20 protein-coding genes are annotated in these 23,508 nt (G+C 72.9%); 14 read left to right on the forward strand and 6 right to left on the reverse strand.

Annotated elements, in window-relative coordinates; all coding sequences use genetic code 11:
- The first annotated feature begins 57 nt into the window (after positions 1 to 57).
- The 3 genes from BMZ92_RS23350 to BMZ92_RS23360 are packed head-to-tail and all read left to right on the forward strand — an operon-like array spanning position 58 to position 3,343.
- Positions 58 to 1,536 carry a PucR family transcriptional regulator gene (locus BMZ92_RS23350; protein WP_177228836.1) on the forward strand — a complete coding sequence of 493 codons (1,479 nt, stop codon included), beginning with the start codon at positions 58 to 60 and terminating at the stop codon, positions 1,534 to 1,536.
- Positions 1,533 to 2,378, forward strand: a complete 846-nt coding sequence (locus tag BMZ92_RS23355) for a 5-oxoprolinase subunit B family protein (RefSeq protein WP_177228837.1) — start codon at positions 1,533 to 1,535, stop codon at positions 2,376 to 2,378. The genes BMZ92_RS23350 and BMZ92_RS23355 overlap by 4 nt, the downstream gene beginning before the upstream one ends.
- Positions 2,375 to 3,343, forward strand: coding sequence for an acetyl-CoA carboxylase biotin carboxylase subunit family protein (locus tag BMZ92_RS23360; RefSeq protein WP_218153537.1), 969 nt, complete (start codon positions 2,375 to 2,377; stop codon positions 3,341 to 3,343). Before BMZ92_RS23355 ends, BMZ92_RS23360 begins: the two co-directional genes overlap by 4 nt.
- 28 nt (positions 3,344 to 3,371) lie before the next feature.
- Here the strand turns inward: BMZ92_RS23360 and BMZ92_RS23365 are convergent, their stop codons facing one another.
- A complete protein-coding gene (locus tag BMZ92_RS23365; protein ID WP_177228838.1) occupies positions 3,372 to 4,583 on the reverse strand; it encodes an MFS transporter in 1,212 nt (403 codons plus the stop codon).
- Between the two features lie 436 nt (positions 4,584 to 5,019).
- On the opposite strand from BMZ92_RS23365, the gene BMZ92_RS23370 reads away from it, so the two are divergent.
- Positions 5,020 to 6,054 (forward strand): DUF4331 family protein, encoded by a 1,035-nt coding sequence (locus BMZ92_RS23370; protein ID WP_091511381.1) that lies wholly within the window; start codon positions 5,020 to 5,022, stop codon positions 6,052 to 6,054.
- Between the two features lie 13 nt (positions 6,055 to 6,067).
- On the forward strand, positions 6,068 to 7,084 hold the full coding sequence (locus tag BMZ92_RS23375; protein ID WP_177228839.1) for a HoxN/HupN/NixA family nickel/cobalt transporter: 1,017 nt from the start codon (positions 6,068 to 6,070) through the stop codon (positions 7,082 to 7,084).
- Positions 7,085 to 7,144: 60 nt separating this feature from the next.
- On the opposite strand, the gene BMZ92_RS23380 is transcribed toward BMZ92_RS23375, so the two are convergent.
- The gene (locus BMZ92_RS23380; RefSeq protein ID WP_091511387.1) at positions 7,145 to 9,934 is read right to left on the reverse strand and encodes an ATP-binding protein; all 2,790 of its coding nucleotides are present in this window, start codon (positions 9,932 to 9,934) and stop codon (positions 7,145 to 7,147) included.
- Between the two features lie 74 nt (positions 9,935 to 10,008).
- On the opposite strand from BMZ92_RS23380, the gene BMZ92_RS23385 reads away from it, so the two are divergent.
- From BMZ92_RS23385 to BMZ92_RS23395, 3 genes are read left to right on the forward strand one after another with little or no spacing between them, the layout of a single operon-like run.
- Entirely contained in the window at positions 10,009 to 10,383 is a 375-nt protein-coding gene (locus tag BMZ92_RS23385) for a winged helix-turn-helix transcriptional regulator (protein ID WP_177228840.1), read from the forward strand.
- Entirely contained in the window at positions 10,380 to 11,600 is a 1,221-nt protein-coding gene (locus tag BMZ92_RS23390) for a beta-ketoacyl-[acyl-carrier-protein] synthase family protein (protein WP_091511393.1), read from the forward strand. Before BMZ92_RS23385 ends, BMZ92_RS23390 begins: the two co-directional genes overlap by 4 nt.
- A 7-nt stretch (positions 11,601 to 11,607) precedes the next feature.
- Positions 11,608 to 12,546 carry an NmrA family NAD(P)-binding protein gene (locus tag BMZ92_RS23395; RefSeq protein WP_091511396.1) on the forward strand — a complete coding sequence of 313 codons (939 nt, stop codon included), beginning with the start codon at positions 11,608 to 11,610 and terminating at the stop codon, positions 12,544 to 12,546.
- Here the strand turns inward: BMZ92_RS23395 and BMZ92_RS23400 are convergent.
- The gene (locus BMZ92_RS23400; protein ID WP_091511398.1) at positions 12,543 to 13,310 is read right to left on the reverse strand and encodes a LamB/YcsF family protein; all 768 of its coding nucleotides are present in this window, start codon (positions 13,308 to 13,310) and stop codon (positions 12,543 to 12,545) included. The genes BMZ92_RS23395 and BMZ92_RS23400 overlap by 4 nt on opposite strands.
- Before the next feature lie 138 nt (positions 13,311 to 13,448).
- Between BMZ92_RS23400 and BMZ92_RS23405 the strand changes: the two genes are divergently transcribed.
- Genes BMZ92_RS23405 through BMZ92_RS23420 form a run of 4 tightly spaced genes read left to right on the forward strand, consistent with a single transcriptional unit; the run spans position 13,449 to position 16,894 of the window.
- Positions 13,449 to 14,351, forward strand: a complete 903-nt coding sequence (locus BMZ92_RS23405) for a 5-oxoprolinase subunit B family protein (RefSeq protein ID WP_091511401.1) — start codon at positions 13,449 to 13,451, stop codon at positions 14,349 to 14,351.
- Entirely contained in the window at positions 14,348 to 15,319 is a 972-nt protein-coding gene (locus tag BMZ92_RS23410; protein WP_091511403.1) for a 5-oxoprolinase subunit C family protein, read from the forward strand. The genes BMZ92_RS23405 and BMZ92_RS23410 overlap by 4 nt, the downstream gene beginning before the upstream one ends.
- A 13-nt stretch (positions 15,320 to 15,332) precedes the next feature.
- The gene (locus BMZ92_RS23415; protein WP_091511405.1) at positions 15,333 to 15,569 is read left to right on the forward strand and encodes an acetyl-CoA carboxylase; all 237 of its coding nucleotides are present in this window, start codon (positions 15,333 to 15,335) and stop codon (positions 15,567 to 15,569) included.
- Complete coding sequence (locus BMZ92_RS23420; RefSeq protein WP_091511407.1) at positions 15,566 to 16,894, forward strand: acetyl-CoA carboxylase biotin carboxylase subunit; 1,329 nt, start codon at positions 15,566 to 15,568, stop codon at positions 16,892 to 16,894. Before BMZ92_RS23415 ends, BMZ92_RS23420 begins: the two co-directional genes overlap by 4 nt.
- Before the next feature lie 638 nt (positions 16,895 to 17,532).
- Here the strand turns inward: BMZ92_RS23420 and BMZ92_RS23425 are convergent.
- On the reverse strand, positions 17,533 to 17,769 hold the full coding sequence (locus BMZ92_RS23425; RefSeq protein WP_245783208.1) for a KTSC domain-containing protein: 237 nt from the start codon (positions 17,767 to 17,769) through the stop codon (positions 17,533 to 17,535).
- A gap of 96 nt (positions 17,770 to 17,865) precedes the next feature.
- On the opposite strand from BMZ92_RS23425, the gene BMZ92_RS23430 reads away from it, so the two are divergent.
- Positions 17,866 to 19,293: a bifunctional phosphatase PAP2/diacylglycerol kinase family protein gene (locus BMZ92_RS23430; protein WP_091511410.1), complete on the forward strand. Its 1,428-nt coding sequence runs from the start codon at positions 17,866 to 17,868 to the stop codon at positions 19,291 to 19,293.
- Positions 19,294 to 19,301: 8 nt separating this feature from the next.
- On the opposite strand, the gene BMZ92_RS23435 is transcribed toward BMZ92_RS23430, so the two are convergent.
- Both BMZ92_RS23435 and pruA read right to left on the reverse strand, forming a co-directional pair.
- A complete protein-coding gene (locus tag BMZ92_RS23435) occupies positions 19,302 to 20,228 on the reverse strand; it encodes a proline dehydrogenase family protein (protein WP_091511411.1) in 927 nt (308 codons plus the stop codon).
- Positions 20,229 to 20,240: 12 nt separating this feature from the next.
- Positions 20,241 to 21,866 carry an L-glutamate gamma-semialdehyde dehydrogenase gene (gene pruA / locus BMZ92_RS23440; RefSeq protein WP_091511414.1) on the reverse strand — a complete coding sequence of 542 codons (1,626 nt, stop codon included), beginning with the start codon at positions 21,864 to 21,866 and terminating at the stop codon, positions 20,241 to 20,243.
- Between the two features lie 61 nt (positions 21,867 to 21,927).
- Here pruA and BMZ92_RS23445 point away from each other — a divergent pair, with 61 nt between their 5' ends.
- Entirely contained in the window at positions 21,928 to 23,493 is a 1,566-nt protein-coding gene (locus tag BMZ92_RS23445) for a PucR family transcriptional regulator (RefSeq protein ID WP_342743516.1), read from the forward strand.
- The last annotated feature ends 15 nt before the right edge of the window (positions 23,494 to 23,508 follow it).

The following is a 23,508-nucleotide window of genomic DNA, read 5'->3' on the forward strand; positions in this document are numbered from 1 at the left end:
CCGGCCACTGTGGACGGGTTACCGTTCCCGGAGGAGATCCCGGACCGAGGAGGCGAGGTGCGTCCCACCGCGGCGTGGCTGCTCGACCGGCGTGAGCTCGGCCTGCGGTCGCTGGTCGACGCGGACCTCACCCGGCCCATCCGCTGGGTGCACGTGAGCGAACTGGCCGACCCGACCCCCTTCCTGTCCGGCGGCGAGTTCCTGCTGACCGTCGGGCTCGCGGGCGGCTGGAGCGCCTACGTCCGCAGGCTGGCCGCACACGGCCTGGCCGGGCTCGGTTTCGGCGTCGGCTTCGGGCACGACGAGGTGCCCCGCGACCTGCTCGCCGCCGCCCGCCGCCACGACCTGCCGGTGCTGGAAGTCCCGCACTCGACGCCGTTCATCGCCATCAGCGAGGTCGTCGCCGCCGCCATCTCCGGGGCACACGACCGCGCCGACGCCGTCGACGCGCAGCGCGCCCTCATCGCGGCCGCCCTCGACGGCGGCGGGCCCCGCGCGGTCCTCGACACGCTCGCCCGCGCGCTCGGCTGCTGGTGCCTGGTCCTCGACGAACGCGGTGGCCCGCGGCACGCCTCCCCCGCCACCGCCCGCCGCCACGCCGACCGCCTCGGCCTGGACCTCACGAGGCTCGGCTCGCCGGTGCGGGCCGCCTCGCTCGACCTCGGCGAGGACCAGGTCGCGCTCCTGCCGCTCGAACCGGACGGCGGGTTCCTCGCGGCCGGGCGGGAAGCGCCGCTCAGCGCCGCCGAGCACGCCGTTCTGACCAGCGCCGCCGGCCTGCTGTCCCTCGACCTCGCCGCGCAACGCGACGTGGCGAGGGCGCGGCGCAGCGCTCGCCGCGCCGTGCTGCGGCTGGCCTCCGACGAACACCCCGAGCTGACGCGGACGGTCGCCCGCACGCTCGAAGTGCCGTTGCCCGCCGCGCCGATCCGCGTCGCCGTGCTGGGTGCCGGCACGGACAGCGGTGGGCTGCTGCGTGCCGCCGAGGAACACCAGGGCCTCGCGCAGGCGAACGCGCTCGTCGTCCCGCACGAACAGCACACCGTGGTCGTCGTCCTGCCCGTCGCGGAAGGGGACCTGCAGGCACTGGAGGAGGTGCTGCACCGCGTCTCCGGCTCGCGGGGCGTGGTCACCGAAGGCGTCGGCTTCGGTGACCTGCCGGATGCGCTGCGCCGCGCCCGCTCCGTGTTCTTCGGCACCCCCAAGGGGGAACGCCTCCTGCTCGCCAAGGACGCCGCGACCGCGGGCCTGCTCGCGCAGCTCGACACGCCGGGGGCGCTCGGCTGGGCCGACGCCCTGCTCGAACCACTCGCCCGGCACGCCACCCGGTCCAAACTGGACCTCGTCTCGACGCTGCGCGTGTTCCTGGCCCACAACGGGCACATCGACGCCTCCGCCGCCGCGCTCGGCATCCACCGGCACACGCTGCGCTACCGGCTGGGCCGCATCGTCGAACTGCTCGGCACCGACCTCGACGACCCCACGGCCCGGGCGGAGCTGTGGCTGGCGCTGCGGTTGCGGGAGGCGGGCCGGTGAAGATCCGCTACCGCACCGCGGGCGAGCGGTACGTGCTGGTCGAGTACGGCGACGCGGAACTGGACCTGCGGCTGAACTTCTTCGTGGTGCGGGCGCTCGCCGGGCTCAGCGAGGACCCGCCACCCGGGTTCGTCGAAGCCGCACCGGGTTTCCGCTCGATCCTCGTGCGCTTCGACCCCGCGCGCACCAGTCGGGCGGCGCTGCTCGCGCACCTGACCGTGGTGCACGAACGGCTGCCCGACATCTCGTCGCTCGTCGTGCCCAGCCGCCGCATCAAGCTGCCGATCGCGTTCGACGACTCGGCGACGCGGCGCGCGGTGGAGCTGTACGCGGCGACGATCCGGGCCGCGCCGTACACCCAAGGCGGGAGCAACGTCGACCACATCGTCGAGCAGAACGGGCTGCCGGACCGGGAAGCGTTGTACGCCAAGGTGCTGGGGACGCAGTGGTGGACGGCGTTCACCGGTTTCTCGCCGGGCCTGCCGTTCACCTTCTCCCTGCGGGAACCGACCGGGCTGTCGGTGCCGAAGTACAACCCGGCGCGGGCGTGGACGCCGGAGGGCGCGGTCGGCATGGGCGGCCCGTCGCTCGCCGTGTTCCCGGTGGACTCGCCGGGCAGCTACCAGTTGCTGGGCCGCACGGTGCCGATCTTCGACGTGCTGGCCCGCAACGACGTGTTCGCCACGTCGCCGTTCCTGTTGCGCGCCGGGGACCGGCTGGAGTTCGTGCGGGTCGAGGAAGCCGAGCTGACCGAGATCCGGCGGCTGGTGCTGGAGAACCGGTACCGCTACGAGGTCGTCGAGGAGCCGTTCGTGGTGGCCGACTACCTGGAGGGCCGGTGACGCTGGAGATCCTCGATCCGGGGCCGCAGGCCACGATCCAGGACTACCCGGGCCGGGTCGGCCTCGCCTCGCGCGGGTTGTTCCCGGCCGGGCCGGTGGACCACCTCGCGTTCCGGCTGGCGAACCTGCTGGTGGGCAACGATCCCGGCGCGGCGGGACTGGAGATCCCGTCGGGCCGGTTCACCGCGCGGGCGCGGTTCGCGGGCGTGGTCGCGTTCTGCGGCGCGGGTACGCCGACGGTCAACGGCAGGCCGGTGCCCCTGTGGGAAGGCGTGCCGGTCGAACCCGGTGACGTGCTGGCCTCGACCGCGCCGGAGGGCCCCGGTTTCCGGTTGTACCTGGGGGTTTCCGGGGGCATCGACGTGCCGCCGGTGCTGGGGGCGCGGGCGCTGCACACGATGGGCGGCATCGGCGGGCTCGACGGCCGCCCGCTCATCCGCGGCGATCTGCTGCCGGTCGGCCGCGGCGAGCCGAGGCGGCTCCGGGTGCCGCAGTCGCTGCGGCCGCGGTACCACCAGCACTGGGAGCTCGAAGTCGTGCGCGGCCCCCACGCGGACCCGGAGTTCGTGACGCCGGAGGACTGGCGGGAGTTCACGAGCGCGCGGTGGCGGGTGAACCTGAACTCCGGCCGGCTGGGCGTGCTGCTGAACCCGCACCGGTTCACGTGGGCGCGCCAGGACGGCGGCATCGCGGGCGACCACCCGTCGAACGTGCTGGACGCGAGCTACCCGTTCGGCGGCGTGATCGTGAACGGTGACGTGCCCACGATCCTCGGCCCGGACGGCCCCAGCTCCGGCGGCTTCACCGTGCTCGCGACGGTCACGCACGCCGCGCTGTGGCGGATCGGCCAGCTGCGGCCGGGGCAGGACACGGTGCGCTTCCGGGAGGTGGACCCGGAGGAGGCGGACGCGCTGGCGGCACACACGGAGTTCGTGCTGGACCCCGCCCACCTGGAGGAATGCTGAGGTCGGACCGCTGCCGATCCCGCATCCGTCAGCGCACACCGCTGACGGCGACGTCCCGCGAGCGACGGCCCGCCTTCACGATGCCGGACAGCGAGCCGATCAGGAGCGCGACGCACAGCACGGCGATGACGGGAGCGAGCCAGGCGATGGCCACCTTGAGGCCGAGCGCCGTTGCCAGCGCCCCGGCTCCGACGGCCACCACCGTCTGCAGCAGGTAGCTGACCAGATACACCAGGGAGAAGGTCCGGGCACGGTGCGAGGGCGGTGCCTCCTTCGCCGCGAGACTCACCCCGCCGCTGAAGGCGAACGAGTACCCGACGCCGGAAACCACGCACCAGAGGAGGAACATCGCGAACGAACCGGTCTCCGCGGCGATGACCACGGGGACGAGGCCGAGCAGTGACACCACCGCCCCGACCAGCGTGGCGACCACCGGCGGAAACCGGCCCACCAGCACCGCGGTGGCGCCGATGACCGCGCACGAAAGACCCAGCAGGAGACCGACGACGGACAGGTCGCCGGTGCCGGCGAGCTGGCGCGCCATCTGCGCGCCGAGCGACATCACCACGGCTCCCACGGCGTAGGCGACGACGACGCCTAGGGTCGCGGTGACGACCGCACCGTGCGTGCCCGGCGCTATCGCGGGCCGCCCGGGAACGGGCCGGGCCGCGTCCGGCCGGTCGTCCGGCGTGCAGTACACGAACACGAAGGCGAGGAGCGCGAGCGCCAACGTCACCAGGTGGGTGAGGACCAGCGGCAGCGGGAGCAGCTGCGCGAGCACCCCGCCGACCACGAGCGACAGGGCGAGCCCACCCGAGGTCGACGCCGTCGTCACGACACCCGCCGCGCGCGGACTGTCGAACACCGTGTTCTCCACCAGCGAGGCGTTGGCGGCGGAGAACGCGAAACCGACCCCGAGTCCCTGCACCGCGCGGCCCAGGAACAACACCGCGACGGACGCCGGAACGGCGAAGACCGCGGCTCCGACGGCGATCAGGGCCACCCCGATGAGCATCGCGCGCCGTCTTCCCAGCACATCGGACAGTCCTCCCGCGAGGAGCAGCACGACGAGCAGTGCCAGCGGGTAGGTCGCGAACACCGAGGTGGTGACCACCGGCGGAAGCCGCCATTCGGCGGCGTACAGCGGGTACAGCACACTGGGCGCGCCGCTGCTCCACAGGCAGAGCGCGAGGACGAAAGCCGCGGACCAGAACGTTCCGCGACGGGTGCACAAGGGCATTCTCGGTACTGCTTCCTCCGGCACACAGGGTCCGGTCATCGTTGGGGGTGTCACCGGCGGAGGTCAGCCGCGCGTCGATCACGGTCCCCTCCACCCACTTCTGCTGAATCCGCCCGTCCCTGCTCCGGCTTCCTCCGCACCGTCCGTCGGGGGGACCCGGAACAGCACGCGGTGACTGGTCACGGGCAGCGTGCCGTCCACCACGTCCCGAGTGGACGGTTCGCCGTAGCGGGGCATGAAAAATCTTCTTCTCCGGGCCGTCGATCCCATGATCCCCGCCGGAAGCGGCGGCGACCTGAGTCGTTCGACTCCACCCCGCACCGTCGCCACCGAACAGGGTCAATCGCCCGTGGAGCGCGGAGGAATCGGACCGGGAAGGTGGCGCTGAGGCCATTCCGGCCCCGCCAACCCACACCGGACAGGAAGTGAGCACCCGATGTCACACCACCTCGATTCGCCCCTCGCCCGTCAGGACGTCCGGCTCGACATCACCGATCTGTACGTCTTCCGCGGGGAGACCGGAACCGCGCTCGTCATCGACGTCTCCCACTCACTGGGCGAGCCCCCGGTCCCCGGTTTCCACCCGGAGGGCATGTACGAGTTCAAAATCGACCTCGACGGGGACGCCGTCGAGGACGTCACGTACCGGCTCGTGTTCGCCGAGCGGGACAGCTCGGGTGACCAGCGCTACTCGGTGCGCAAGATCACCGGTACCGACGCCCGGGATCCCTTCGCCGGTGGCGACCTCATCGCGGAGGGGACGACCGGCGGCGAGGTGCGCGGACGTGGCGGCGAGCGGCTCTGGGCCGGGAAGGCCGGCGATCCCTTCTGGATCGAACCGACCGTCCTGCACGCCGTCGGTCACGCGGTGCAGGACGGGACGAGGGTCGAACTCGGAGCGTGGACTCCCGCCGAGGCCGTGAACCTCTTCGCGGGACACACGGTCCACTCGATCGTCCTGGAGCTGCCCGACACCGAATTCGGCGAGGGCCAGCGCATCGGCGTGTGGGCGGTGGCGAGCCTGCAGACGGACGCCGGCGGCTGGCGGTCGGTCAACCGCGTGGGTCTGCCCATGATCCACCCGCTGTTCACGCAGTTCGACGAGCGGCTCGGTGACGACCTGAACGCGGGCCGCCCGGTCGACGACCCGGCGACCTACGGCCCGCTCCTCACCAGGAAGATCGCGGGTATCGTCGCCGCGTACGGAACGGCGGAAGATCCCGGGGCGTACGCGCGCCGGGTCACCGAGCGCTTCCTGCCCAACATCCTGCCCTACACCGTGGGCAGCCCCGCGTCTTTCGGCTTCCTCGAGTGGAACGGCCGCGCCCTGACCGACAACGCGCCGGACGTCATGTTCTCCACCGCCGCGAACACGCCGGTCGCTCTGGGCATCGGGAAGGAGTCGGTGGCAGCGCGCCCGTCGTCCCGTTTCCCCTACGTTCCCCTCGGCGCGGTCACATCCGGTGCGTGAAGGGAGTTTTCCGGTGGACCGCACTCCAGTGACCCTCGTCGTGGTCGGCGTCGTCGTTCTCGCCCTGCACGTGCTCGGTGCCGGCCTGCTGCTGAGCACGTACCCCGCAGTCGTCCCGCTGGGCGTCGCGGCCTACGCGCTCGGCCTGCGCCACGCGTTCGACGCGGACCACATCACCGCCATCGACAACACCACCCGCACCCTGATGGAAGGCGGTCGCCGGCCCATCTCGCTCGGCTTCTGGTTCTCGCTCGGGCACTCTACGGTGGTACTGACGCTCACCGTTGTCCTCGCCCTGGGCTCCGGAACGCTGTCACGGGCACTGAGCGACGACGGTTCGGTACTGCACGAAATGACCGGCGTCGTCGGGACCGGGGTGTCCGCACTGTTCCTCTACGTCATCGCGGGCGCGAACCTCGTTCTGCTCCTGTCGACGTGGCGGCGGTACCGGAGGCTCCGCCGGGGCTCGGCGGAGCTGGCCGAGCTGGCCGCGAACACCGCGCCCCGCGGTCTGCTGACCCGGGTTTTCGGCCGGGTCATCAAGGCCGTCAGGGCCCCGTGGCAGATGTATCCGCTCGGTCTGCTGTTCGGGCTGGGCTTCGACACGGCGACGGAGGTCGGTTTGCTCGTGCTGGCGGCGACCACCGCGACGGCGGGATTGCCCTGGTACGCCTTGTTGGCCCTGCCGATCCTGTTCGCCGCAGGAATGTCCCTTCTGGACACGCTGGACGGGGTGCTGATGCGCTACGCCTACGGCTGGGCCTTCGCGCGGCCGGGGCGCAGGCTCCGGTACAACCTCGTGGTCACCTCGGTGTCGGTCGTCGTCGCCGTTTCGGTCGGCACCGTCGAGATCGTGTCCTTCGCCGGGGAGCGACTCGGGCTCGACGGCCCGTTCTCGCGGTGGGTTTCACGGCTGGACCTGAACACGGTCGGCTGCGTGGTCGTGGTCCTTTTCGCCGTGCTGTGGAGTTCCGCGCTGGTGCTGTGGCGGCGCCGCAACCCCCGCACACCGGTCGCGGCGGACGGGTGATCGTCTGGCCGCAGCGGGCGATCGCCGCACCGCCCGCTGCGGCGCTCCGCCTTGGCGGTTTCAGGGCACCGGCACCGGTTCCGGCCCGGGGAGCCGATCGAGGGCGTCCCGCAGCGCCGCCCGGGTCGAGATCCCGAGCTTGGGGAACACGCGGTAGAGGTGCCCGCCCACCGTCCGAGGCGAGAGGTACAAGCGCCGGGCGATCTCCTTGTTGCTCAACCCCGCCGCGGCGAGCTCCGCGATCGCCCGTTCCTGAGCGGTCAGGGCGTTGTCCGCGAGGAGGACGGGGCGGGGCAGGCCCGGATCCCGCGCGGCGCGCAGTTCGCGTCTCGTGCGCTCCGCCCACGGAACGGCGTCGAGCGCTTCGAACTTCTCCAGAGCCGAGTTCAGGACCTGCCGCGCTCGCACGAAACGCAGGTCCCGCCGCAGCCGTTCGCCGTAGGCCAGCTGGACGCGAGCGAGGTCGAAGGGGAAATCGTCCGCTCCCTCGACGGCGAGCGCGCGCTCGAAAAGCCGCGCAGCACGCTCGCCTTCCGCGACCAGCGCCCGCGCGGCCCACGCGTTCACCGCCATGCGGGGTGACACCGCCGCGACGTCGTTCGCCACGATCGCCGCCACGTGGGCGCGCGCCGCCTCCCCCCTGCCCGTCTTCAGCGCGGACTCGACCAGGTCGAAGGCCACCCACATCGCGACCGGCCGGTGGGGGGCGAAGGCGCCCGGTGAGCTGAGCGCGCTGGCGTGGCGGAAGGCCGATTCCCAGTCCCCGGCGGCGATCGCGGCCAGGGTGCGGGCGTGGGCGGCGTGGTGCCCCGGTGTGGCCGCCCTGCGGGCGCGGGCCACCCGGTCCAGCTCGGTGGTCAACTCGCGCACCGCCGGGACGTTCCCGCGGACCGCGGCGAGTAGAGCCTTGTTGTACAGGAAGTACCAGACGAGGAACCGGTAACCGTGGGCCTGGCAGCGCTCGATCCCCTCCTCCGCGAGGTGTTCTGCCTCCTCCCACCGGCCGGAGGCGAAGTCGTCGAGGCACAACAGCATCAGCGCCCCCAGGCCCGACCGGATCGCGCCGTCCCCGCGACCGCTCTCGACGAGCCGCCACGCCACCTCGCGGCAACCGGCCACCATGTCGACGTAGACGGCCGAGGTCAGCAGGCGGATGATCTGGGCCGGCTCGTGCTCGTCGACGTGACTGCTGATCAGCTCCCGCAGTCGCGCCCGCAGTTCCGCGCCCCGCCGCACCGTGTCGGTGAACGCCGGACTCTGGATTCCCAGCAGGGGCAGCGCGTCCGGCCCGAGCCGGGCGAGCGCCCGCTCGAAGGACGTCCAGTACTCCTCCCGCCCCGCCCACCAGCAGAGGAAGAGCAGCGTCGTCATCGCCTCGCCGAGTTCGTGGTCCGGGGCCGCCCGTATCCGCAACTCCCGTTCGACGGCCGCGGCCAGGAGGCGGTGGGCCGAGTCGATGTCTCCGTCGCCGTTGACCATGGTGTAGGCCGCCGCCGACGCCCCGTGGAGCGAAGCCGTGATCGACGGATCGAGCCGGCGTGCCTCGTCGAGGAAGCGAGCCGCGGCGCCCAGATCGCCCGTGACCTGCGCGGCGAGGGACGCGGCCTGGGCGAGCCGCCGGGCCGCGGCGGAACCGAGAGGGCTCAGCCGGGCGGCGCGGGCGAGCAGAGCGGTGGACACGGGGGCGTCGCCTCCGGCGAGTGCACCGCGCGCCGCCAGTTCGAGACGTCCCGCCACGCCCTCGTCCGGCGTGACGGCCGCCTCCGCGAGGTGCCAGGTCTGCCTGACCGGGTCGTCGTCCAGTCCGGTCGCGATCGCGGCGTGTGCACGTCGCACGTCCGCCGGCGCGGCCGAGCGGACGATCGCCGAGCGGATGAGGGGATGGCCGAACGCCACCGTCATCGACTCCCGGTCGACCGTGACGAGCCCCGCCGACTCCGCCGGCGCAAGGGCGTCGACCGGCAGACCGCCGCGTACCAGTTTCCGGACGTCGGGCCTCCCGGCGACGGCCACGAGCAGCAGCGCCTCCCGGGTCCTGACAGGCAGTCCGGTGGTCCGGACCGCGAACGCCCGTTCCAGTTTCGACGTCAGCGGCATCACCGTCGGCAGGTGGGCCAGCGGATCCGCGAAGTCGGGCACGGATCTGACGAGTTCCAGCAGTGCGAGGGGGTTGCCGTCGGCCTCCGACAGCACGCGCCGGCGCAGTCGCGGGGGCAGGGCGGGGTGGCGGCGGGCGAGCAGTTCCCGCGCGTGCTCCCGCGGCAGCCGGTGGACGGGGACCACGGGGATGCCACCGCCGTCCAGGACGGTGGCGCGCGCCGCGCGCTCGGCGGCGAGCACCCCGGTCCGCGTGCCCCGCACCCGTCTCGCCACGAACCCGATCGCGGCCACGCTCGCCCTGTCGAGCCACTGCAGGTCGTCCACGCACAACAGCACGGGCCGGTCCTCGCTGGCGCGGGTCACCAGTTCGAGTACGGCGCTGTACGTCACGAGCGGGCGTGGGACAGGACCGTTCCGCAGTCCGAGCGCGAGGAGGACGGCGTCCCGCAGGTCCGGGCCGACCTCGTCCAGCGCGTTCCGCAGCGGTGCGAGCAGGGCGTGGAGACCCGCGAACCCGATTTCCGCCTCGAACTCGGCACCGGCCACCCGGAGCACTCTCGTCCCGGTCTCCTCGGCGAACGCGCAGGCCGCGTCCAGTAGCGCCGTCTTGCCGACCCCCGCCTCGCCGACCAGTACGCGTGCGGCCCCTTCGTGGCGGGACCGTTCGACGAAGCCGCGCAGCTCGCCGAGCAGGTCGTCCCGGCCGATCAGACCGGGCGCCGGGTCCTCGCTACGGGGATCACCCGTCATGACGTACCTCCTCGCCGGCGCGGCATTTCACTCCTGGCTCCGGATCCAGGATTTAGATGCACTATAGTTGCGCCATGACTTCTCGTGCCACCCCCGCCGGGTCCGACGGCGCCTCCGAAGGGCTCTACCGGGGCGCGGATTTGTGCATCGCCCAGATCGGGGAGAAATGGTCGCTCCTCATCGTCAGGGAGGTGCTCGCCGGGAACACCAAGTTCTCCGAGATCCGGGCCGCTCTCGGCCTGAGCCACGACGTGCTCAGCGACCGGCTGCAGACCCTCGTGCAGCGCCTCATCCTGCGCCGCGAGAGCTACCGCGAGCCCGGTTCCCGCGTCCGCGAGCGCTACCTGCCCACCGAGGCCGCGGAGGCGCTCGTCCCCGTGCTGCGGGCGATGGACGAGTGGGGCAGGCGCTACGGCGCGGAAGGCCGGCGCAAGGCGGCCCGCTCGTGAGGCGCGCGGTCATCACCGGCCTGGGGGCCATCAGCCCGGTCGGCGCGAGCGCGCCCGAGAGCTGGCAGGGACTGCTCGCCGGCCGCAGCGGCATCGCGCTCCTGGACGAGGACTGGGCGGAGGACCTGCCCACGCGGCTCGCGGCCCGCATGGCCGTCGATCCCGCCACCAAGCTGGACCGCGTCGCCGCGCGGCGGCTCGACCGGGCGGAACAAGCGGCCCTCGTGGCGGCGCGGGAAGCCTGGACCGACGCGGGGCTGGATGTGTCCACTGTGGATCCGAACCGCGTCGCCGCCATCATCGGCACGGGCATCGGCGGCGTCGGCACGCTGCTCGCCAACCACCGCTCCCTGCGTGACCACGGCCCGCGGCGGCTCAGCCCCCGGATGGTGCCGATGATGATGCCCAACGGTGCCGCCGCCGCGGTCAGCATCGACCTCGACGCGCGGGCCGGTGCCCTGTCGCCCGTGAGCGCGTGCGCCACGGGCGGCGAGGCCATCGCCCACGGGCTGGACCTGGTCCGGCTAGGCCGGGCGGACGTCGTCGTCGCCGGCAGCACCGAGGCGTGTGTCAACGAGCTGACGATGGCCGGGTTCGGGCAGGCACGCGCGATGTCCACCCGCAACGACGAGCCACAGCGCGCCTCCAGCCCGTTCGACCGCGCACGGGACGGGTTCGTCCTCGGCGAGGGAGCGGCGGCTGTGCTCATCGAGAGCGAGGAGCACGCCCGTGCACGCGGGCGGGTCCCCTACGCGACCCTCGCCGGTGCCGCGATCACTTCCGACGCGCACGACATGGTCGCTCCCGAACCGAACGGGGACGGGCAGATCCGCGCCATGCGGGCCGCCGTGGAGGACGCCGGGCTGTCCCCCCGCGACATCGGTCACCTCAACGCCCACGCCACGTCCACCCCGGCCGGTGACGTCGTCGAAGCCCGCGCCATCCGCACCGTCTTCGGGACCCACGCCCCCGTCGTGTCCGCGGTGAAGGCGATGACGGGGCACCTGCTGGGCGGGGCAGGCTCGTTCGAGGCCGTCGCCACCGTGCTGGCGCTCGCGCACCAGACGGCGCCGCCCACACCCACGCTGGCCGACCTCGAAACCGGTCTGGACATCGACGTGACCCGCGACCGCCCGAGACCACTGCGGTTCGAAGCGGCGCTCAGCAACTCCTTCGGCTTCGGCGGGCACAACACCGCCCTCGTCTTCACCAGGTAGGGATCGAGTGACAACGGAACCGGACACACCGGCCGGCCCCGTGCTCGTGACGGGCGCGACCGGACGCCACGGCGGCACCGGGGCCCACGTCGTCCACCGGCTGCTCGAAGCGGGCCGCCCGGTGCGGGTGCTCACCCGGCGGCCCGGTGCACAGGCGCGGGAACTGCGTGCGCTGGGCGCCGAGGTGGTCATCGGAGATCTGCACGACCGGCGCAGCCTCATCCCCGCCTTGCGGGGCGTCCCGCTGGTGTACTTCGCCTACCCGATCGACTCGGGCATCGTGCCCGCGGCGGCGAACCTGGCCTCGGCCGCCCGCGAAACCGATGCCCCGCCCCGGGTCGTCGTGATGTCGATGGGACCGGCCACCCCGGAGCACCCCAGCGCGCTGGGCCGGGCCCAGTGGCTGGCCGAGGAGGTGCTCGCGTGGGCGGGCCTCGACCTGACGGTCCTGCGGATCGCGGCGCAGTTCCACGAGAACCTGAAACTGCTGTTCACCCGGTCCGTCCGGGATGAAAGCCGGATCCGGAACTCCTTCGGCCGGGCGTCCGTGTCGTGGATCAGCGGCCGTGACGCCGCGGAACTCGCCTCGGCCGCCCTGCTGCACCCCGAGCGGTTCGCCGGCCGCACGGTGCACCACCTCGCGGGCACCGAGATGTTCAGCTACCCGGAGGTCGCGGGCAAGCTGACCGAGCTGCTCGGCCGGACCATCGACCACCGCCCCGTCTCGGTGGCCGAGTGGCACGACGAACTGGTGGCGCTGTCGGCTGGGGGCGACGACACGGTCAACGTCGCGATGGCCGGCCACATCTCGGCCGTCGGTGGGGAGATCGCCGAGCGGGGTATGCGGCTGGCCGCCGATCCGGCCCGGTTCGAGCAGCTGACCGGACGCCGTCCGACGCCGCTCGACGACTTCCTCGCCGCCGCCTCGGCCGCGTGGCGGCCCTAACGCGCCGCCAGCACCTCTGCGATCGGCGCGACCCGCACGTCCTCCGCGGCCAGCCGTTCCCGGATCGCCCGCGCGATCTCCACCGCGTTCGGGCGGTCGCCGTGGAGGCAGATCGTGTCGGCGTCCACCTCGACGCGCTTGCCCGACACCGCCGTGACGTGCCCGGACAGGATGTCCACGACCCGCTGCGCGCACGCCGCCGGGTCCTTCGCCACCGGGTTCGGCTCGATGATGATGTGGCCCTCGTCGTCGTAGTCCAGGTCGGCGAAGGCCTCGCGGGCCACGCGCACCCCGGCCGCCGCCGCGCGTTCCGCCGTCGGGCCCGCGAGCAGCACCACGATCAGTTCGGGTGACACGGCGGCACACGCCTGGGCGATCGCGTCCGCCACCTCCGGCTCACGCAGCGTGAGCCCGTAGAACGCGCCGTGCGGCTTCACGTGCACCACCGGCACGTCGAGCGCGTCCGCGAAACCCCGGAGCGCGCCGTACTGGTACAGGCAGGCGTCGGCCGCGTCGGCGGGCGAGAGCGCCATCGACCGGCGGCCGAACCCGGCCAGGTCGGGCAGCCCGGGGTGCGCCCCCAGCGCGATCCCCGCGTCCCGCGCCAGCTCGACCGAGCGCCGCATCGTCGCGGGGTCGCCCGCGTGCCAGCCGCAGGCCACGTTCACCGAGCTGACCAGCGGGAGCAGGTGCTCGTCGTCGCCCAGCCGCCACCGCCCGAAGCTCTCCCCGGCGTCGGCGTTCAGATCGATCAGCTTCTTCATGCCCCCAGCGTGGGAGCCGGGCTCGGCGGCGGCAATTCGCCGGGTTGGCCAACGGCGGCACGGGTACCTGTCCGGAACGTCCAATAGCGCGTCGGGGGCGGGACGGCGAAGGTGATCGCAACCCGGAAGGAGGGTGCCGTGCCCACGACCGACCTGGCGCTGCCGCCCGCCCGCTACTCCCACGGCGGCGACGAGTTCGTGTTCGTCGAGATCGACCAGGCGATGAGCCTGGAGGCCAACCTCAAGGCCATGACCATCACCGCCGCGTTGCGCGAGCGGGCCGTGCCCGGCGTGATCGACGTCTGCCCGTCCAACGCGTCCTACCTGATCCGCCTCGATCCCGACGTGCTGCACCCCGCCGAACTGGTGGACCTGCTGCGCTCGCTGGAGGAGTCGTCGAGCTCGCTGAGCGCCGACCAGGTGCTGCCGACGCGGATCGTCGACGTGCCCGTGCTCTACGACGACCCGTGGACCCGCGAGACGCTGCTGCGCTTCCGCGACCGCCACCAGGACCCGGAGTCCACCGACCTGGAGTACGCGGCGCGCATCAACGGTTACCCCGGCGTGCCGCAGCTGATCGAGGCGCTGTCCGGCGCGCCCTACCTCGTGACGATGCTGGGGTTCGTGCCGGGACTGCCGTTCTGCTACCAGATGGTGCCCAGGGAACGGCAGATCGAGGTCCCCAAGTACGTGCGCCCGCGCACCGACACCCCGGAGCGCGCTTTCGGTTACGGTGGCGCGTTTTCGGTGGTCTACCCGGTGCGTGGCGCGGGCGGCTACCAGCTGTTCGGCATCGCCCCGGCACCCGTGCTCGACGTTTCCCAGACGCTGCCCGACTTCCGCGACGGCATCGTGTTCCCCCGCGCCGGGGACATCTTCCGGTACCGCGCCATCGACCGCGCCGAGTTCGACCGGATCCGCGGCGAGGTCGAGGCGGGCACGTTCGCCTACCGCATCCGCGAGTACGGCTTCAGCCCGGCCGCCTTCCTCGCCGACCCCGACGCGCTCAACAGCGAGCTGCTGGAGGTGCTGTACCGATGAGCGAACTGATCGTGCACTCCCCCGGCCTGTTCACCACGGTGCAGGACGCCGGGCGCGACGGGTTCTACGAGATCGGCATGCCGCCGTCGGGCGCGATGGACCAGTACTCCCACCGCGCGGCGAACCTCCTCGTCGGCAACCCGGAGGGCGCCGCGACGCTGGAAGCCACCTACATCGGGCCGAAGCTGGAGTTCACCGACGACCGCGTGGTGGCGGTGACCGGTGCCGAGGCGCCGTTGAGCCTCAACGGCGAGCCCGTGCCGACGTGGGAGTCCTTCGCGGTGCGCGCGGGTGACGTGCTGTCGTTCTCGATGATCACCGCGGGCGCCCGGCCCTACATCGCGGTGAGCGGCGGCGTGGCGGTGCCGGAGTACCTGGGCTCCCGCTCGACGTACACGTTGACCGGGCTGGGCGGTTTCCAGGGCCGCAAGCTCGCCGACGGCGACCGGTTGCCGCTGGGCGAGCCGACCGCCGCCCGTCCCGGCGTCCGCGTACCCGAGGAACTGCGGCCGGAGTTCCCGTCCGTCACTCCACTTCGGACGGTCGTGGGGCTGTGCTCGTACCGGCTCACGGAGTCCGGGATGGACTCGTTCCTCGGCACCGAGTGGAAGATCACCAAGGACGCCGACCGCGTCGGCTACCGCCTGCGCGGTGGGAAGCTCGATTTCGTCGAGCGCGAGCAGCCCTTCGGCGCGGGCAGCGACCCGGCGAACGTCGTCGACCTCGGCTACCCCGTCGGGTCGATCCAGGTGCCCGGCGGTGACGAGCCGATCGTGCTGCTCAACGACGCCGTGACCGGTGGCGGCTACGCGACCATCGGCACCGTGGTCTCCGCGGACCGCGACCGCATCGCGCAGGCCAAGACCGGCGACGTCGTCTCGTTCGAGCCCGTCGACCTCGACGGCGCGCTGGCCGCCCGGCGCGACCGGCGAGCCCGGCTCGACCGCATCAAGTCCCTTGTCAGCTAAGGAGAGTTATCCCATGTCGACGATCAAGGCCAGCATGCCCGGCGTGTTCTACCGCCGCCCCTCGCCCGACGCGGACCCGTACGTGGAGGAGGGCCAGGCCTTCACCGCGGGGCAGACGATCGCGCTGATCGAGGTCATGAAGACGTTCAACGAGCTCAAGGCCGAGGAGGCGGGGACGGTGAAGCGCTTCCTGCTCGACGACGGCGACGAGGTGGCGATGGGCCAGGACATCGCCGAGGTCGAGGCATGAGGCGGGTTCTGGTCGCCAACCGGGGTGAGATCGCGCTGCGGATCATCCGCGCGTGCCACGAGGCCGGGGTCGAGGCGGTGGCCGCCTACTCCGACGCCGACAAGGCCGCGCGGTGGGTCGAACTCGCCGACGACTCGGTGCACATCGGCGGTTCTCCCGCCGGGAAGTCGTACCTGAACGCGGATGCGGTGCTGACGGCGGCTTGGCAGTCCGATGTGGACGCTGTGCACCCGGGGTACGGCTTCCTGTCGGAGAACGCGGCCTTCGCGCGCCGGGTCGCCGAGGCCGGGCTCACGTTCATCGGCCCGCCGGCCGACGTGATCGAGAAGATGGGCGACAAGGCCACCGCACGCCGGATGGCGGAGGAGGCCGGGGTGCCGGTGGTGCCCGGCAGCGGGCCGCTGAACGACCTGGCCGCCGCGGAGGCCGCGGCGGCCGAGGTGGGTTTTCCGTTGCTGGTCAAGGCCGCCGCCGGCGGTGGCGGCCGGGGCATCCGCCCGGTCGCGTCGGCGGAGGAGCTGGCGGACGTGCTGCCGACCGCGCAGGCGGAGGCGGCCGCCGCGTTCGGCGACGGCACGGTGTACCTGGAGCGGCTGCTGGAGCGGGCGCGGCACATCGAGGTGCAGGTGCTGGCGGACGACCACGGCGGCGTCGTGCACGCCTACGAGCGGGACTGCTCGGTGCAGCGGCGGCGGCAGAAGCTGTTCGAGGAGGCTCCGGCGCCCGGTCTCGAGCGGGAGGTCCGCGAGGCGATCGCGGAGGCGGCGGTGCGGCTGGCGCGGCACGTCGGCTACCGCGGCGCGGGCACGGTGGAGTTCCTGCTGGCGGACGACGGGTCGTTCTACTTCATCGAGATGAACACGCGGATCCAGGTGGAGCACCCGGTGACGGAGTGCGTGACGGGGCTGGACCTGGTGGCGGAGCAGCTGCGCATCGCCGACGGGAAAGCGCTTTCTGTGACGCAGGAGGACATCGTGCTCGACGGCGCGGCGGTCGAGCTGCGGCTCAACGCGGAGGACCCGGACGCCGGTTTCCGCCCCGCGCCCGGTGAGCTGACGCGCTTCGACCTGCCCGGTGGCCCCGGCGTGCGGGTCGACACGGGTTTCGTGGCGGGCGACCGCATCAGCCCGTTCTACGACTCGATGATCGCAAAGCTGATCTGCTGGGGCGCGACGCGGGGCGAGGCGCTCAGCCGGGCGCGGCAGGCACTCGCGGAGCTGCGGGTGGAAGGCGTGCCGACCACGGCGTCGCTCCACGCGCGGCTGCTGCCGGAGCTGGCCGGCGGGCCGGTGCACACGCGGTGGCTGGAAGGCTGGCTGGGCTGAGGGGTTCGGGCCCGGCGGGTGAGGTGGCTGGAGTGGCGTGGCGGCGGCTGGAGTGGGGCCTCGGGCCAGGCGGGGAGGGCTTCCGGGTGACTGACGGGAGGGCTTCCGCCCGGGGCGGGTGAGGCTCCCCGCTGGGCGGGGTGAAGGGCTCCGGCTGGTTGGGCGGCTCCCGGGTAACTGACGGGAGAGCTCCCGCCCGGGGCGGGCGAGACTCCCCGCTGGACGGGGTGAAGGGCTCCGGCTGGCTGGGGCTGAGGTTTTTGGCTGGTGCGGGTGAGGTTTCCGCTGGCTGGGCGAGGGCTTCGGCTGGCCGAGGCGGTGGTTTCGGTCGGCCGGACTGGCGACTCCCGGCTGGCCGGGATGGCGCGGTGAGGTTCGGTCGGCCGGAGTGGCGGCTCCCGGCTGGCCGAGGCGGTGGTTTCAGTCGGCCGGAGCGACGGCTCCCGGCCGACCGGAGTGGCGTAGCGGCTCTCGGTCGGTCGGCCGACCGGCTCCCAGCCTGCGCCAGGAGCCCCTGGCCAGCCGCGCGCCGCCGCTCCCGGCGGACCCGCGCGAGCCACCCGCCACCCACGACACCTGCCCACCGGAGCCGAAACCCGGCCAACCACACCCGCGCCACCCACCCGCCGGGACCCGCCTCACAACAACCGCTCGTACTCGTACCCGTGCTGGATGTGCTCGTTGAAGTAGCGGCCCTTGCTCTCCGCGGCCATGAACTCCGCGAACGTGGCGTTGTCCACATCGTCGTAGCGGTACACGTGCTCGTTGTGGAACTCCACGTCGAGGATCCGCCTGGCCGGGTCGTAGCCCACCGTCTTGATCACCGAGGACGACACGGGCCAGCGGACGATCCGCGTTCTCCTCCGGTGCTTCACACCTCAGAGTGTCGCCCATCCGAGCGAGATTGCGCAGGGTTTCACTACGCCGAGCTGAGCGGATCACCTCGGGCGGCAGTCCGTAGGCTGCATCCCATGTGGCGAAGACTTCCCGCGGCGGACCGCTGGGTCCTGCGCCGGCTGGGCACGACCGAAGCCAGGTTCCTGCGCTTGCTGCCCCCGCTCGGCCGGGCCGCGAACCACGGCAGGCTCTGGTGGGCGGTGAGCGCGCTGCTCGCCGCCACCGGCAACCGGCGCGCCCGGCGTGCCGCCCTGCGCGGGCTGATCTCGCTGGGGATGGCGAGCTTCGCCGCGAACGTCGTCAGCAAGCAGGCGGTCCGCCGACCCCGGCCGCCGCTCGAACTGACCCCGGTCGCGCGGCGCCTGGCGCGCATGCCCGTCACGACGTCGTTCCCGTCCGGGCACTCGGCCTCCGCCGCCGCGTTCGCCGCGGGCGTCGCGATCGAGTGGCCGCTGCTCGCGGCGCCCGTGGGTCTGCTCGCGGCGGGCGTCGGCGCCTCACGGGTCGTCACCGGCGTGCACTACCCCACCGACGTGCTCGCCGGGTTCGGGCTGGGGGTGGGCGCGAGCGCGCTCAGCACCTGGTGGTGGCCGCCCACGCCGCCCGGCCCCGCGGAGGCCACCCTCGTCGCCGCGCCGGCGGCGCCCACCGGCGAAGGCGTGGTGATCGTCGTCAACTCCGGTGCCGGGAGCGTGAGCGACGACCTGGTGGAACTGCTGCGCGACCGCCTGCCGGACGCCGAGATCGTCCAGCCCGGGGACGGGGCGGACCTGGCGGACGTGCTCGCCGACGCGGCCCGCCGCTGCCGCGTCCTCGGCATCGCCGGCGGCGACGGCTCGGTCAACGTGGCCGCGAAGACCGCCGCCGACGCCGGGCTCCCCCTGTTCGTGCTGCCCGCCGGCACCCTCAACCACTTCGCCCGCGACCTCGGCCTCGGCGACTTCGACGAGGCGATCGGCGCGCTGCAGGCCGGTGCCGCGAGCCAGGTCGACCTGGGCTGCGTCGACGAGCGGTCCTTCGTCAACACGTGCAGCACCGGGTTGTACACCGACCTCGTGCGCTACCGCGAGCGCTGGGAGCGCAAGCTCGGCAAGTGGCCCGCGGTGCTCGTCGGGCTCGTGCACGTGCTGCGCCGCGCCCAGCCGCAGGAACTCCTCATCGACGGCAGGCCGCGGCGCGTGTGGATGGTGTTCGCGGGCAACGGCCGCTACCTGCCGATCGGGTTCGCGCCGACCAGCAGGCCCCGCCTCGACGACGGGCTGCTCGACATCCGGATCATGGACGCCGAGCACCCCTTCGCCCGCACCCGCATCGCGCTCGGCGTGCTGCTGGGCACGCTGCGCTGGACCCGCCCGTACGAGGGCACCACGGCTGCGGAGCTGAAGATCACCGCACCCGAAGGCGTGCTGCACCTGACCCTCGACGGCGAGTTCACCCGCGTGGACCCCGAGGTGACGATCACCAAGCGGCCCCGCGCGCTGACGGTCTACCGGCCCCGGTAGCCGAGCCCCTAACCCCTGCGGGCCAGCGCCTGCAGGAAGAACGTGAGGTTCGCCGGGCGCTCGCCGAGGCGGCGCATGAAGTACGGGTACCACTCGGTCCCGTACGGCACGTACACGCGCATCCGCAGCCCGCGCCCGGCCAGCTGTTCCTGCACCTGCGGCCGCACGCCGTAGAGCATCTGGAACTCGTAGGTGTCCCGCGCCCGCCCCGCCTCCGCCGCCAGGTGCTCCGCGATGTCGATCAGGCGCGTGTCGTGCGTGGCGACCATCGGGTAGCCCTGGCCGTTCATCAACACCTTGAGGCAGCGCACATACGAAGCGTCCACTTCGGACCGATCGCGGTAGGCGGCCGAGGCCGGTTCGTCGTAGGCGCCCTTGCACAGCCGGATCCGTGACCCGGGACCCGCGAAATCCGCGCAGTCGGCCTCGGTGCGCTTGAGGTAGGCCTGCAGGACCGTGCCCGTGCCGGGGAAGTCCACGCGCAGCGCCCGCACGATGCCGAGCGTGGAGTCCGTGGTGGTGTGGTCCTCCATGTCCACGGTCACGGTCGTGCCCGCGGCGGCCGCGGCCTCGCAGATGCGCCGGGTGTTGTCCAGCGCGATCTTGTCGCCGTCCACGGGCAGTGCCTGTCCCAGCGCGGACAGCTTCACCGAGACCTCCGCCCGCCCGCCCAGCCCTTCGTCGGCCAGGCGGGCGAGGACGGTGCGGTAGGCCTCGACGGTCTGCTCCGCCTGCCCGCGGTCGAGCGTGTCCTCGCCGAGGTGGTCGAGGGTGACCAGCCGGTCCCGCGACAACTCGTGCGCGATGCGGATCGCGGCGTCCACATCGGACCCGGCGACGAACCGGTCGACGATCGGCCGCAGCAGCGGCGTGCGCTCGACGAGCGTTCGGCACCCGGCGGACCGGGAGGCGGCGATCAACGCGGAGCGGAGCATGGTCGTCCCTTCCTACTGCTGGTGCGGGTAGCCGGAGGTGACCGGCGGCTGGAGGTTCTCCTTGATCGACCGCGGGCTCACCCAGCGCTGCAGGTTGTAGATCGAGCCCGCCTTGTCGTTCGTGCCCGACGCCCGCGAACCGCCGAACGGCTGCTGGCCCACGACCGCGCCGGTCGGCTTGTCGTTGACGTAGAAGTTGCCCGCGGCGAACCGCAGCGCCTGGCTCGCCTGCTGGATCGCCACGCGGTCGTTCGCGATCACCGAGCCGGTCAGCCCGTACGGCGCGCCCTGGTCGACCTTCGCCAGCACCTGCTCGTACTCGCCGTCCTCGTAGACGTGCACGGCGAGGATGGGGCCGAAGAACTCGGTCGAGAAGATCTCGTTCGCCGGGTCCTCGCCCACGAGCACGGTGGGCCGCACGAAGAAACCGGTCGAGTCGTCGGCGGTACCACCGGCGATGACGTCCACATCGGACGCCGCGTGCGCCCGGCGGAGCACCGCGTCCAGCTTGTCGTACGAGCGGCGGTCGATCACGGCGCCGAGGAAGTTCCGGAAGTCGGTGACGTCACCCATGGCGAGTGAGTCCACTTCGGACACCAGGTCGTCCTTCAGCCGCGCCCACACCGAGCGCGGCACGAACGCCCGCGACGCCGCCGAGCACTTCTGGCCCTGGTACTCGAACGCGCCCCGCACGAGCGCGGTGCGCAGCACGTCCACGTCGGCCGAGGCGTGCGCGACCACGAAGTCCTTGCCGCCCGTCTCCCCCACCAGCCGCGGGTAGGTGCGGTAGTTCGCGATGTTCGCGCCCACCGTCGACCACAGGTGCTGGAAGGTCTTCGTCGAGCCGGTGAAGTGGATGCCGGCGAGCGCCGGGTCGGCGAGCACGACGTCCGACACCGCGAGCCCGTCCCCCGGCAGCAGGTTGATCACGCCCGGCGGCAGGCCGGCCTCTTCGAGCAGCCGCATGGTCAGGTGCGCGGCGAGCGTCTGCGTCGGCGACGGCTTCCAGATGACCGTGTTGCCCATCAGCGCGGGCGCGGTCGGCAGGTTGCCCGCGATGGCCGTGAAGTTGAACGGCGTGACGGCGTAGACGAAGCCTTCGAGCGGGCGGTAGTCGGTGCGGTTCCACGTGCCCGCGCCGCTGTTCGGCTGCTCGGCGTGGATCTGCCGGGCGAAGTGCACGTTGAAGCGCCAGAAGTCGGCCAGCTCGCACGCCGAGTCGATCTCGGCCTGCACGACCGTCTTCGACTGGCCCAGCATCGTGGCCGCGTTGAGCGTGTCGCGCCACGGCCCGGACAGCAGGTCCGCGGCCCGCAGCAGCACGGCGGCGCGCTCGTCGAACGGCAGGTTCCGCCAGCTCTCGGCGGCCCGCAGCGCGGCGGCCACGGCGGCCTTGGCGTCCTCGTGGGTGGAGTTGTGCATCGTGCCGAGCACGTGCGCGTGGTTGTGCGGCTGGACGACGTCGATGGGCGAACCACCGGCCATCCGCTGCTCGCCGTCGATCGTGGCCGTCAGCTCGAAGCGCTGCCCGGCGAGTTCGGCCAGCTTCGCGGTCAGGCTCTCCCGTTCCGGGGAGCCGGGGGCGTAGTCGCGCGCCGGTTCGTTGCGCGGCGCGGGCGGGTGAGTCAGCGCGTCCATGGCGGAAGGCTAGGCCGCGGGACGGGTCCGGCGGACTGTTCGATCGGCTACCGTTGACCTCGTGACGTTGTCCGATCGAACAACACCCGGGATGCCCCTGCGGCAGCTGCTGCTGGCCGTCGGCGAGCCGGTGCTCGAACCCGCCACGGGTGATCTCGACGCGCGGGTGCACGGCGTGGGCATCTTCGACCCGGACGACGAGCTGGGCGGTTTCTCCGGCGAGCTGGTGCTGGTCGTCGGTGCCCGCGGGCGGGAGGCCGTCCGGGCGGCGGCACGCGCGGGTGCGGTGGCGGCGGTGGTGCGGCACGACGGGCGGCTCGACGAACTGCGCGCCGCGGCCGAAAGCAGCGGGATCGCGCTGCTGACCGTCGGCCCGGACATGCGCTGGGACCAGTTGCAGGTGCTGCTGCGCGAGGTGCTGGACGCGGCACAGCTGGCGGCGACGTCCGAAGCCGACGGCGGGGACCTGTTCGCCCTGGCGCAAACGGTTGCGGTCCTCACCGCGGGCAGCGTGACGATTGAGGACGCGGGCAACCGCGTGCTCGCCTACTCCCGGTCCGACGACGAGATCGACGAGCTGCGGCGGCTGTCGATCCTCGGCTGGGAGGGGCCGGAGCAGTACCTCGCGTTGCTGCGCGAATGGGGCGTGTACCAGCGGCTGCGGTCGAGCGAGGAGGTGGTGCGCGTCGAGGAGCGGCCCGAGCTGGGCATCCGGCGGCGCCTCGCGGTGGGCATCCGGGCGGGCAGCCAGCACCTCGGTGCGATCTGGGTGCAGGAGGGCGCGCAGCCGTTCGCCGAGCGGGCGGAAAGCGCTCTCCTGGGCGCGGCCCGGCTGGCCGCCGTGCAGTTGCTGCGCCGCCGCTCGCCCAGCGTCCGGCCGCGGGAGGACCTGGTCGCGGGCCTGCTGGACGGGCGGATCAGCGCGGACCTGGTGGCGGGCCAGCTCGGGCTGGACCCGGCCGCGCCCGCGGTCGTGCTCGCGTTCGCGCCCCGCGAGGTCGAGCGGGACCGGCCCGCGCACGAGCTGCACCAGCTGGAGCTGAGCCACGTCGTGTCCGTGCACGCGACGTCCTACCGGCGCAGCGCGCTCGTCGGCACGCTCGGCGCGCGGGTGTACGCCGTGCTGCCGGAAGCCCGGTCGGCCCCGTCGACGTTGGCCCGGCAGATCGTGGCTGCCTTGCAGCGCGCCGGTTTGCGTGCCCAGGCGGGGATCGGCTCACCCGCGCCCGCGCTCAGCGCCGTGACCACGGCGAAGGCCGAGGCCGACCGCGTGCTGGACGCGATGGCCCGCACGCCCGAGCGTGACGTCGCGACCATCGCGGAACTGCGCGCGGAGATCCTGCTCGACGAGACGCTCACGGTCATCGAGGCGAAACCGGAGCTGCGGGACCCGGCGGTCGACGCGCTCGTGGCCCACGACGCCGAGCACGGCACGGAACTCGTCCCGTCGCTGCTGGCCTACCTCGACGCGCTGGGGGACGTGCGTGCGGCGGCGGGTGAACTGCACATCCACCCGAACACGCTGCGGCACCGCATCCGCCGCGCCACCGCGATCGGCGGGCTGCACCTCGACGACCCGCGGGAACGGCTGTTCTGCCACCTCCAGCTGCTGCTCGCGACCCGGTAGCGCCCGTTTGCCCGC

The organism is Amycolatopsis sacchari (assembly GCF_900114035.1).
Classification (GTDB): Bacteria; Actinomycetota; Actinomycetes; order Mycobacteriales; family Pseudonocardiaceae; genus Amycolatopsis_E; species Amycolatopsis_E sacchari.

Bases quoted from the DNA above. Each gene is read 5' to 3' on its own strand.
- pruA (WP_091511414.1), bottom strand. From the start codon at position 21,866: ATGGACGCGCTGACTCACCCGCCCGCGCCGCGCAACGAACCGGCGCGC.
- BMZ92_RS23430 (WP_091511410.1), top strand. From the start codon at position 17,866: ATGTGGCGAAGACTTCCCGCGGCGGACCGCTGGGTCCTGCGCCGGCTG.
- BMZ92_RS23365 (WP_177228838.1), bottom strand. From the start codon at position 4,583: ATGCCCTTGTGCACCCGTCGCGGAACGTTCTGGTCCGCGGCTTTCGTC.
- BMZ92_RS23415 (WP_091511405.1), top strand. From the start codon at position 15,333: ATGTCGACGATCAAGGCCAGCATGCCCGGCGTGTTCTACCGCCGCCCC.
- BMZ92_RS23410 (WP_091511403.1), top strand. From the start codon at position 14,348: ATGAGCGAACTGATCGTGCACTCCCCCGGCCTGTTCACCACGGTGCAG.
- BMZ92_RS23380 (WP_091511387.1), bottom strand. From the start codon at position 9,934: ATGACGGGTGATCCCCGTAGCGAGGACCCGGCGCCCGGTCTGATCGGC.
- BMZ92_RS23400 (WP_091511398.1), bottom strand. From the start codon at position 13,310: ATGAAGAAGCTGATCGATCTGAACGCCGACGCCGGGGAGAGCTTCGGG.
- BMZ92_RS23420 (WP_091511407.1), top strand. From the start codon at position 15,566: ATGAGGCGGGTTCTGGTCGCCAACCGGGGTGAGATCGCGCTGCGGATC.
- BMZ92_RS23435 (WP_091511411.1), bottom strand. From the start codon at position 20,228: ATGCTCCGCTCCGCGTTGATCGCCGCCTCCCGGTCCGCCGGGTGCCGA.
- BMZ92_RS23385 (WP_177228840.1), top strand. From the start codon at position 10,009: ATGACTTCTCGTGCCACCCCCGCCGGGTCCGACGGCGCCTCCGAAGGG.
- BMZ92_RS23370 (WP_091511381.1), top strand. From the start codon at position 5,020: ATGTCACACCACCTCGATTCGCCCCTCGCCCGTCAGGACGTCCGGCTC.